Origin of the sequence: Streptomyces sp. NPDC004134 (assembly GCF_042874195.1) — a bacterium.
GTDB lineage: Bacteria > Actinomycetota > Actinomycetes > Streptomycetales > Streptomycetaceae > Streptomyces.
In genome coordinates this window covers 52,200-61,579 of the sequence record NZ_JBIAMS010000012.1, presented here as the reverse complement: position 1 = coordinate 61,579, position 9,380 = coordinate 52,200, and the positions used below count along the sequence as shown (strand labels likewise).

General features: G+C 73.5%; 6 protein-coding genes. 5 read left to right on the top strand and 1 reads right to left on the bottom strand.

The features are described 5' to 3' along the window. Positions 1 to 124: 124 nt before the first annotated feature. A complete protein-coding gene (locus ACFYVJ_RS17040; RefSeq protein ID WP_388891970.1) occupies positions 125 to 1,069 on the bottom strand; it encodes a carbohydrate kinase in 945 nt (314 codons plus the stop codon). Positions 1,070 to 1,222: 153 nt separating this feature from the next. On the opposite strand from ACFYVJ_RS17040, the gene uvrC reads away from it, so the two are divergent. The 5 genes from uvrC to ACFYVJ_RS17015 all read left to right on the top strand — a co-directional run bounded on the left by uvrC (position 1,223) and on the right by ACFYVJ_RS17015 (position 9,329). Continuing rightward, positions 1,223 to 3,232, top strand: coding sequence for an excinuclease ABC subunit UvrC (gene uvrC, locus ACFYVJ_RS17035; RefSeq protein WP_388891967.1), 2,010 nt, complete (start codon positions 1,223 to 1,225; stop codon positions 3,230 to 3,232). An 18-nt stretch (positions 3,233 to 3,250) separates the two neighbouring features. Next, positions 3,251 to 4,207 carry an RNase adapter RapZ gene (gene rapZ, locus ACFYVJ_RS17030; RefSeq protein ID WP_388891964.1) on the top strand — a complete coding sequence of 319 codons (957 nt, stop codon included), beginning with the start codon at positions 3,251 to 3,253 and terminating at the stop codon, positions 4,205 to 4,207. Next, positions 4,204 to 5,238, top strand: a complete 1,035-nt coding sequence (gene yvcK, locus ACFYVJ_RS17025; RefSeq protein WP_388891961.1) for a uridine diphosphate-N-acetylglucosamine-binding protein YvcK — start codon at positions 4,204 to 4,206, stop codon at positions 5,236 to 5,238. The genes rapZ and yvcK overlap by 4 nt, the downstream gene beginning before the upstream one ends. Further along, positions 5,229 to 6,206: a DNA-binding protein WhiA gene (gene whiA, locus ACFYVJ_RS17020; protein ID WP_047015130.1), complete on the top strand. Its 978-nt coding sequence runs from the start codon at positions 5,229 to 5,231 to the stop codon at positions 6,204 to 6,206. Before yvcK ends, whiA begins: the two co-directional genes overlap by 10 nt. Before the next feature lie 150 nt (positions 6,207 to 6,356). Then, positions 6,357 to 9,329 (top strand): M14 family zinc carboxypeptidase, encoded by a 2,973-nt coding sequence (locus ACFYVJ_RS17015; RefSeq protein ID WP_388891957.1) that lies wholly within the window; start codon positions 6,357 to 6,359, stop codon positions 9,327 to 9,329. Positions 9,330 to 9,380 lie beyond the last annotated feature (51 nt).

Sequence of the window (9,380 nt, the reverse complement as noted above, 5' to 3'; positions counted from 1 at the left end):
CGGCCCTTGGGGGCGGCGGCCGGGGCGGGCGGGGGGGGGGGGGGGGGGGGGGGGGGCCGCGCGGGGGGGGGGGGGGGGGGGCGGGGCGCCCCCCCCCCCCCCCCCCCCCCCCCACCGCCGCGGTTCAGCCGTCGGCGAACTCCGCCAGCTCCGCCGCGTACGGCGGCTCGGCGCCCGCGCGCGAGCAGGTGATCGCCGCGGCGCGGGCGGCGTGGCCGAGCGCGGCGCGCCAGCCGGCGGGACCGAGGCCGGCCAGGGCACCGGGGGAGAGGGCGTCGTGGGCGTCGAACCAGTGCAGCAGCGCCGCGTTGACGGTGTCGCCGGCGCCGATCGTGTCGACCACGTCGACCGGCGGCGCGGCCACGTCGTACCGCTCCAGGCCCCGCGCGACGACCGCGGTCAGACCCTCGCCGCCGCGCGTCAGCACCGCCGCCCGCGGCCCGGCCGCCAGCCACTCCGGCAGCGCCTCGGCCCACGGCCGCCCGCCGGCCAGCCACTGCGCGTCCTCCACCGACAGCTTCAGCAGGGCCACGTGCGGCAGCCAGGAAAGGAAGCGGGCGCGGTACGCGTCGGCGTCGGGGATCAGTCCGGCCCTGATGTTCGGGTCGAGGAGGGTGAACAGGCCGTCCGCGGCGGCCCGTTCGAGCAGCGTCTCGTACGCGGTCGCCCCCGGCTCCAGCACCAGCGAGCACGTCCCCACCGCCAGCGCCCGGGCCTGCGGGGGCAGCCCGTCCGGCGCCCGGAACAGCCGGTCGGCGGTGCCCTCGGCGTAGAAGCGGAACCCGGCGGACCCGTCCGGGCTGACGTCGGCGACGGCCAGCGTCGTGGGCTCCGCACCCCGCTGGACGAGCCCGGCCGCCACCCCCGCCGCGTCGAGCCCGGCCATCAGCGCCGCCCCGAAGGCGTCCGTGGAGACCCGGGAGGCGAACGCGACGTCCGCGCCGAGCCGGCCCAGCGCCACCGCCGTGTTGTACGGCCCGCCGCCCCGCACCGGCTGCAGCGCGGGAAGCACCCCGCCGCCCCCGGCCGGCACGAGATCGATCAGAGCCTCACCACCAACCACGATCATGTGCCCAGCGTACGGTCCGACCGCGGCCCACAGGCCCCCGGAAGGCAACACGGGCACGCCCCGGCGACCATACGGTCACCGGACTGTCGCGGGCTCGGTACACGGGTGTGGACGGACGGGCCGGCGTCAGTGGTCGACAGTAGGGTGGGAACCATGGCCGATCCGTCCAGTTACCGTCCCAAGCCCGGGCAGATTCCCGACTCCCCGGGGGTCTACAGGTTCCGGGACGAGCACGGCCGGGTCATCTACGTCGGCAAGGCCAAGAGCCTGCGGCAGCGGCTCTCGTCGTACTTCCAGGACCTCGCCGGACTGCACCAGCGCACGCGCACGATGGTCACGACCGCCGCCTCCGTGGAGTGGACCGTGGTGGCCACGGAGGTCGAGGCGCTCCAGCTCGAGTACACCTGGATCAAGCAGTACGACCCCAGGTTCAACGTCAAGTACCGGGACGACAAGAGCTATCCGTCCCTCGCCGTGACGCTCAACGAGGAGTATCCGCGGGTGCAGGTCATGCGCGGCCCCAAGCGCAAGGGCGTGCGCTACTTCGGGCCGTACGCGCACGCGTGGGCCATCCGCGAGACCGTCGACCTGATGCTGCGCGCCTTCCCCGTGCGGACGTGTTCCGCCGGGGTGTTCAAGCGCAGCGCGCAGATCGGCCGGCCCTGTCTGCTGGGGTACATCGGCAAGTGCTCCGCGCCCTGCGTCGGCCGGGTCACGGCCGCGGAGCACCGGGAGCTGGCCGAGGAGTTCTGCGACTTCATGGCGGGCCGTACGGGCGCGTATCTGAAGCGGCTGGAGCGGCAGATGCACGATGCCGCCGAGGAGATGGAGTACGAGAAGGCGGCGCGGCTGCGCGACGACATAGGGGCGCTCCAGAGCGCCATGGAGAAGAACGCGGTCGTCCTCGCCGACGCCACCGACGCCGACCTGATCGCCCTCGCCGAGGACGAGCTGGAGGCCGCGGTGCAGATCTTCCACGTCCGCGGCGGCCGGGTGCGCGGCCAGCGGGGCTGGGTCACCGACCGGGTGGAGGCCGTCGACACCGCCGGCCTCGTGGAGCACGCGCTCCAGCAGCTCTACGGGGACGAGCAGGCCGAGGCCATCCCGCGCGAGGTGCTGGTCCCGGCGCTGCCGCAGCCCGCGGGGCCCGTACGGGAGTGGCTGACCGAGCGCCGCGGGGCCCGGGTGGACCTGCGGGTGCCGCAGCGCGGCGACAAGAAGGACCTGCTCGCCACGGTCGCGCGGAACGCGCAGCAGGCCCTCGTCCTGCACAAGACCAAGCGCGCCTCCGATCTGACCACCCGCTCCCGGGCGCTGGAGGAGATCGCCGAGGCGCTGGAGCTGGACTCCGCGCCGCTGCGCATCGAGTGCTACGACATCTCGCATCTGCAGGGCGAGGACGTGGTCGGCTCCATGGTCGTCTTCGAGGACGGCCTGGCCCGCAAGAGCGAGTACCGCCGCTTCGAGATCAAGGGCTTCACCGGCCAGGACGACGTCCGGGCGATGCACGAGGTGATCACCCGCAGGTTCCGGCGGTACGTGCAGGAGAAGCAGAAGACGGGGGAGTGGGGCGACCCGGAGGCCGAGGCGGCGGCCGAGCGCGGCCACGGCGGGGAGCCGGCGGCGGAGGGTCCCGCGGGGCGGGATCCCGACACCGGGCGGCCCAGGAAGTTCGCGTACCCGCCGCAGCTCGTGGTCGTCGACGGCGGTCAGCCGCAGGTCGCGGCCGCCAAGCGGGCCCTCGGCGAGCTGGGTGTGGACGACGTGGCCGTGGTCGGCCTGGCCAAGCGCCTCGAAGAGGTCTGGCTGCCGGACAGCGACGACCCCGTCATCCTGCCGCGCAGCAGCGAGGGCCTGTACATGCTGCAGCGGGTACGGGACGAGGCCCACCGCTTCGCGATCGCCTACCAGCGCAAGAAACGGGCCAAGAGCATGAAGGCCGGACCGCTGGACGACGTGCCGGGCCTGGGGGAGAGCCGCCGCCGGGCGCTGCTGAAGCACTTCGGTTCGGTGAAACGACTCAGAGCTGCGACTATTGATCAGATCTGTGAGGTTCCCGGCATCGGCCGCAAGACGGCGGAAAACATCGCCGCGACCCTCGCGCAGGCGGCACCTGCCGCGCCGGCGGTGAACACCGCCACCGGAGAGATCATGGACGAGTGAGGACCGGGGGACAGAGCGATGAACGACAACGGGACAGACGAGACCGACGAGACCACCGTGACCACGGGTGACCCGGCCGCCGGGCCGGGCGAGACGGGTGACTCCGCGCAGGCGGGCATCCCCGAGCTGGTGATCATCTCCGGGATGTCGGGCGCCGGCCGGAGCACGGCCGCGAAGTGCCTGGAGGACCTCGGCTGGTTCGTCGTGGACAACCTGCCGCCGGCACTCATCCCCACCATGGTGGAGCTGGGCGCCCGCTCGCAGGGGAACGTGGCGCGGATCGCGGTCGTCGTGGACGTCCGCGGCCGGCGCTTCTTCGACAATCTGAAGGAGTCCCTGGCCGACCTGAAGGAGAAGGGGGTCCCCCGGCGCATCGTCTTCCTGGAGGCGTCGGACAATTCGCTGGTGGCCCGCTTCGAGTCCGTACGCCGCCCGCACCCGCTGCAGGGCGACGGGACGATCCTGGACGGCATCACCGCCGAGCGTGACCTGCTGCGCGAGCTGCGCGGCGACGCCGACCTGGTGATCGACACCTCCAGCCTGAACGTGCACGAGCTGCGCGCGAAGATGGACGCCCAGTTCGCGGGCGGCGAGGAGCCCGAGCTGCGGGCCACGGTGATGTCCTTCGGCTACAAGTACGGCCTGCCGGTGGACGCCGACCTGGTGGTGGACTGCCGCTTCCTGCCGAATCCGCACTGGGTCCCCGAGCTGCGCCAGTTCACCGGGCTGAACGAGGATGTCGCCCAGTACGTCTTCAACCAGCCCGGCGCCAAGGAGTTCCTCAACGGCTACGCGGAGCTGATGCACCTGGTCACCGAGGGCTACCGGCGCGAGGGCAAGCGGTACGTGACCATCGCCGTCGGCTGCACCGGCGGCAAGCACCGTTCCGTCGCGATGTCCGAGCGGCTGGCCCGCCGGCTCGCCTCGGACGGCATCGAGACCGTCGTCGTCCACCGGGACATGGGGCGCGAGTGAGCCGGATCGCCGGCGGCCGGAACCTCCGGCTGCGCCGCCGGGGCGCCCGCAGACCCGGTTCGCAGCCGAAGGTGGTCGCGCTCGGCGGGGGGATGGGCCTGTCGGCCTCCCTCGCCGCGCTGCGCCGGATCACCGGCGATCTCACCGCCGTCGTCACCGTCGCCGACGACGGCGGCTCGTCCGGGCGGCTCCGCGCCGAGCTGGGCGTGCTGCCGCCGGGCGACCTGCGCAAGGCGCTGGCGGCGCTCTGCGGCGACGACGACTGGGGCCAGACCTGGTCCCGCGTCATCCAGCACCGCTTCACCAGCCAGGGCGAGCTGCACGACCACGCCGTCGGCAATCTGCTGATCGTCGCGCTCTGGGAGCAGCTCGGCGACCACGTCGCGGCCCTCGACCTGGTCGGTACGCTCCTGGGCGCACACGGCCGGGTGCTGCCCATGTCCGCGGTGCCCCTGGAGCTGCGCGCAGACGTACGCGGCCACGCGCCGGAGCTGCCCGAGCAGGTCACCACCGTGGCCGGCCAGGCCACGGTGGCCCTGACCCCCGGCGAAGTGCAGCAGGTCTACCTGGTGCCCGCCGACCCGCCGGCCGTCCCGGCCGCCGTCGAGGCGGTCCGCGAGGCGGACTGGGTGGTGCTCGGCCCGGGCTCCTGGTTCTCCTCCGTCATCCCGCATCTGCTGGTGCCCGACCTGCGCGAGGCCCTGGTGGAGACCAAGGCCCGCAAGGTCCTCTCCCTGAACCTCGCCCCGCAGCCGGGGGAAACGGACGGATTTTCCCCGCGGCGTCATTTGGAGGTTTTGCGACGACACGCCCCTAAACTCGCCCTCGACGTGGTGCTGGCCGACAAGGATGCAGTGCCCGGTGCGGCAGAGCGCGACGGGTTGCGCGAGGCTGCGAAAGAGCTTGAGGGCTCGGTCGAGCTGGCGCCGGTGGCGCGGACCGACGGGACTCCCCGGCACGATCCGGAGCTGCTGGCCGCCGCGTACGACCGTATTTTTCGGATGCATGGAAGGATCGGGCCATGGCGATGACGGCAGCGGTGAAGGACGAGATCTCTCGGCTTCCCGTGACCCGGACGTGCTGCCGCAAGGCGGAGGTCTCGGCCACGCTCCGGTTCGCCGGCGGGCTGCACCTCGTCAGCGGCCGCATCGTGATCGAGGCCGAGCTGGACACCGGGGTCGCCGCGCGGCGGCTGAAGAAGGACATCCTGGAGATCTTCGGACACGGGTCCGAGATGATCGTCATGGCGCCCGGCGGGCTGCGCCGCAGCAGCCGGTACGTGGTCCGCGTGGTCGCCGGCGGTGAGCAACTGGCCAGGCAGACCGGCCTGGTCGACGGCCGCGGCCGGCCCATCCGCGGGCTGCCACCGCAGGTCGTCTCCGGCGCCACCTGCGACGCCGAGGCCGCCTGGCGCGGCGCCTTCCTCGCCCACGGCTCGCTGACCGAGCCCGGCCGCTCCTCCTCGCTGGAGGTCACCTGCCCCGGCCCGGAGGCGGCCCTCGCCCTGGTCGGCGCCGCCCGCCGGCTCAGCATCCCGGCCAAGGCCCGCGAGGTGCGCGGGGTGGACCGCGTGGTCGTACGGGACGGGGACGCCATCGGCGCCCTGCTCACCAGGCTCGGCGCACACGAGTCGGTGCTGGCCTGGGAGGAGCGCCGGATGCGCCGCGAGGTGCGCGCCACGGCGAACCGGCTCGCCAACTTCGACGACGCCAACCTGCGCCGCTCCGCCCGCGCGGCGGTCGCGGCCGGCGCCCGCGTGCAGCGCGCCCTGGAGATCCTCGGCGACGAGGTGCCGGAGCACCTGGCGGCGGCCGGCCGGCTGCGCATGGAGCACAAGCAGGCGTCGCTCGAGGAGCTGGGCGCCCTCGCCGACCCGCCGCTGACGAAGGACGCGGTCGCGGGGCGTATCCGCCGGCTGCTCGCCATGGCCGACAAGCGGGCGGGCGACCTGGGCATCCCCGGTACGGAGGCGAACCTCACGGAGGAGATGGTGGGCTGACGCCCGCCGCGCCCGGCCCCTGATCCCGCACATCTTCATCCCCGGTCGCACCGCGGCTTCTTCACCCCTCCCGGCATCTTGACGTGGACATGAGTCACCCGCAGCCTGACTGCTGTTCGTCCACGAGACAGACAAGCCAAAGAGGGGCACATGAGACGAAGAGCCAGTGCGATCCTCGCATCAGCCGCCTTGCTGCTCGGCGGCCTCGCGGCCGCGCCGGTCGCCGGTGCCGCCGCCGGCGCCGGTCCGGGGCCGGCCGCCGGGGCCGCCGCCGACGAGATCAAGGTCTTCACCGCCGACGTCACCCGCGCCCAGGTCCCGCTGCTGCTGGCGGCCGGCCAGGACGCCCACGAACTCGGCGAGCGGGCCCCGGCCCGCGGCACCGCCGAGGTCGAGCTGTTCCTGACCGACGCGCAGGCGAAGAAGCTGGAGGGGCAGGGCGTCGACCTCGCCGAGCGCACCGTCCCCACCCGCGCCGAGGCGCGCACCGAGGCCGCGGCGGAGGGTGTCTTCCGCCCGTACAGCGGCGCGGGCGGGCTGCAGGAGGAGCTGGCCGGGATCGCCCGGCAGTACCCGAAGCTCACCAAGCTCGTCTCGATCGGCAAGACCCTCCAGGGCAAGGACATCCTCGCCCTGAAGCTCACCAAGGGCGCCAAGACCTCCCGGGACGGCGCCAAGCCCGCCGTGCTCTACATGTCCAACCAGCACGCCCGCGAGTGGATCACCCCGGAGATGACGCGCCGGCTGCTGCACCACTTCCTCGACGGCTACGGCACGGACCGCAAGCTCACCGGCATCGTCGACTCCACCGAGCTGTGGTTCGTCCTGTCCGCCAACCCCGACGGCTACGACTGGACGCACGACCCCGACGGCGCCCGCCTCTGGCGCAAGAACATGCGCGACATCAACGGCGACGGCCGGTACACCACCGGCGACGGCATCGACCTGAACCGCAACTTCTCCTACAAGTGGGGCTACGACAACGAGGGCTCCTCGCCCAACCCGCGCAGCGAGACCTACCGCGGCGCGGGCCCCGGCTCCGAGCCCGAGACCCGCGCCATCGACGCCTTCCAGAAGCGCATCGGCTTCGAGTACGGGATCAACTACCACTCCGCCGCCGAGCTGATCCTCTACGGCGTCGGCTGGCAGGTCGCCACCGACACCCCCGACGACGTGCTCTACCGCGCCCTCGCCGGCACCCCGGAGAACTCCGCCGTCCCCGGCTACCGCCCCCAGGTCTCCTCCGAGCTGTACACCACCAACGGCGAAGCGGACGGCCACGCCGCCAACGTCAACGGGATGATGATGTTCACCCCGGAGATGACGACCTGCCAGACCGCCTCCGCGCTCGACCCCGACGACCCCTGGAACCCGCGCGACTGCCAGTCGGGCTTCAACTTCCCCGACGACGAGAAGCTGATCCAGGACGAGTTCGCCAAGAACATCCCCTTCGCCCTCTCCGTCGCCGAGACCGCCGCCCACCCCGACCAGCCGGCGTCCTCCGTCGGCATCGAGGCCCCCGACTTCACCGTCGACGACTTCGCCGTCTCCTACGCCCGCGACCGCGACGAGGCCGACCAGGAGGTCTCCGTCGTCGCCCGCAAGTCCGTACGGGACAAGGAATTGAACTACCGCGTCAACGGCGGCCGCACCCGTGACGAGGACGTCGGCTCCTGGAAGGGCGGCGAGACCTACGGCGGCGAGGACAACATCCTCTTCGACGAGTACCGCGCCGAGGTCGAGGACGTCGAGCCCGGCGACGAGGTCGAGGTCTGGTTCACCGGCCGCACCCGCGCCGGCAAGCGCACCGCCAGCGAGCACTTCACCTTCACCGTCGCCGAACGCCCCCGCGCCGACACCCTCGTCGTCGCCGAGGAGGGCGCGAAGGCCCGGCACGCCGGCGCGTACGTCGACGCCCTGCGCGCCTCCGGCCGCTCCGCCGCCGTCTGGGACGTCGCCACCCAGGGCCCGCCGCACGCCCTCGGCGTCCTCGGCCACTTCCGCAGCGTCGTCCACTACACCGGCGCCGACGCCCCCGGCGGCGACACCCAACTCGCCCTGCGCGCCTACCTCAACGAGGGCGGCAAGCTGGTCGAGGCCGGCGAGCAGGCCGGCGGCGACGCGCTCGTCGGCCGGGCGCAGACGGACGACTTCAGCCAGTACTACCTGGGCGCCTACTCCCGCTCCGCCACCGTGGGACCCGACGGCTTCACCGGCGCCGGCGCGCTCGGCGGCGCCATCGGCGCCCTCGGCGACGCCGCGGGCAACCCGCTGGACGGCGCCGGCGCGTACACCGTCACCTCCGACGCGCTACCGCCCGCGGAGTTCCCGCAGTTCGACTCCGCGCAGGCCGGGGCGTACGAGGGCGGCGTCAACCCCTATGCCCCGTACGAGGGCGAGTGGATGGCGATCGCCGAGCACGAGAACAACGACTGGCAGCGCCTCACCCGCACCGTGGACCTCGCCGGCGTCACCGCCGCCGAGGCGCCCGCGCTGCGCACGGCGCTCAACTGGGACACCGAGGCCGGCTACGACTTCGTCCTGCTGGAGGCCCGCACCGCGGGCGGGGACGACTGGACGACGCTGCCGGAGGCCGGCGGCGCCACCACGGACCGGGTGCCCGAGGAGTGCGGCCAGGGCTTCTTCATCCAGGCCCACCCGTTCCTGCGCCAGTACCTCACCCAGGGCGCGGACGGCTGCACCGCGAGCGGCACCAGCGGCGCCTGGCACGGCCTGACGGACTCCTCCGGCGGCTGGCGGGAGGTCTCGTACGACCTCTCCGCCTACGCCGGCAGGCAGGTCGAGCTGTCCCTGTCGTACGTCACCGACCCGGGCACCGGCGGCAGCGGCCTCTTCGCCGACGACACCGCCGTGGTGGTCGGCGGCACCGAGCGCGACACCGAGGGCTTCGAGAGCGGACTCGGCGCCTGGACCGCGCCCGGACCGCCGCCCGGCAGCCCCGCGGCCGCCGCCGACTGGGCCCGTAGCGGCAAGCTCTTCGAGAGCTACGCGGCCGTCTCCACCCGCGACACCGTGCTCGTCGGGTTCGGGGTCGAGCACCTCGCGGACAAGCCCGCCCGCGCCGCTCTTCTGAGCCGCGCACTGTCCCATCTGAGGCGCTGACACAGGCCCGCTGACCGGCGGCGACGCCGGATCGCGGCGGCGGCCCGTAGC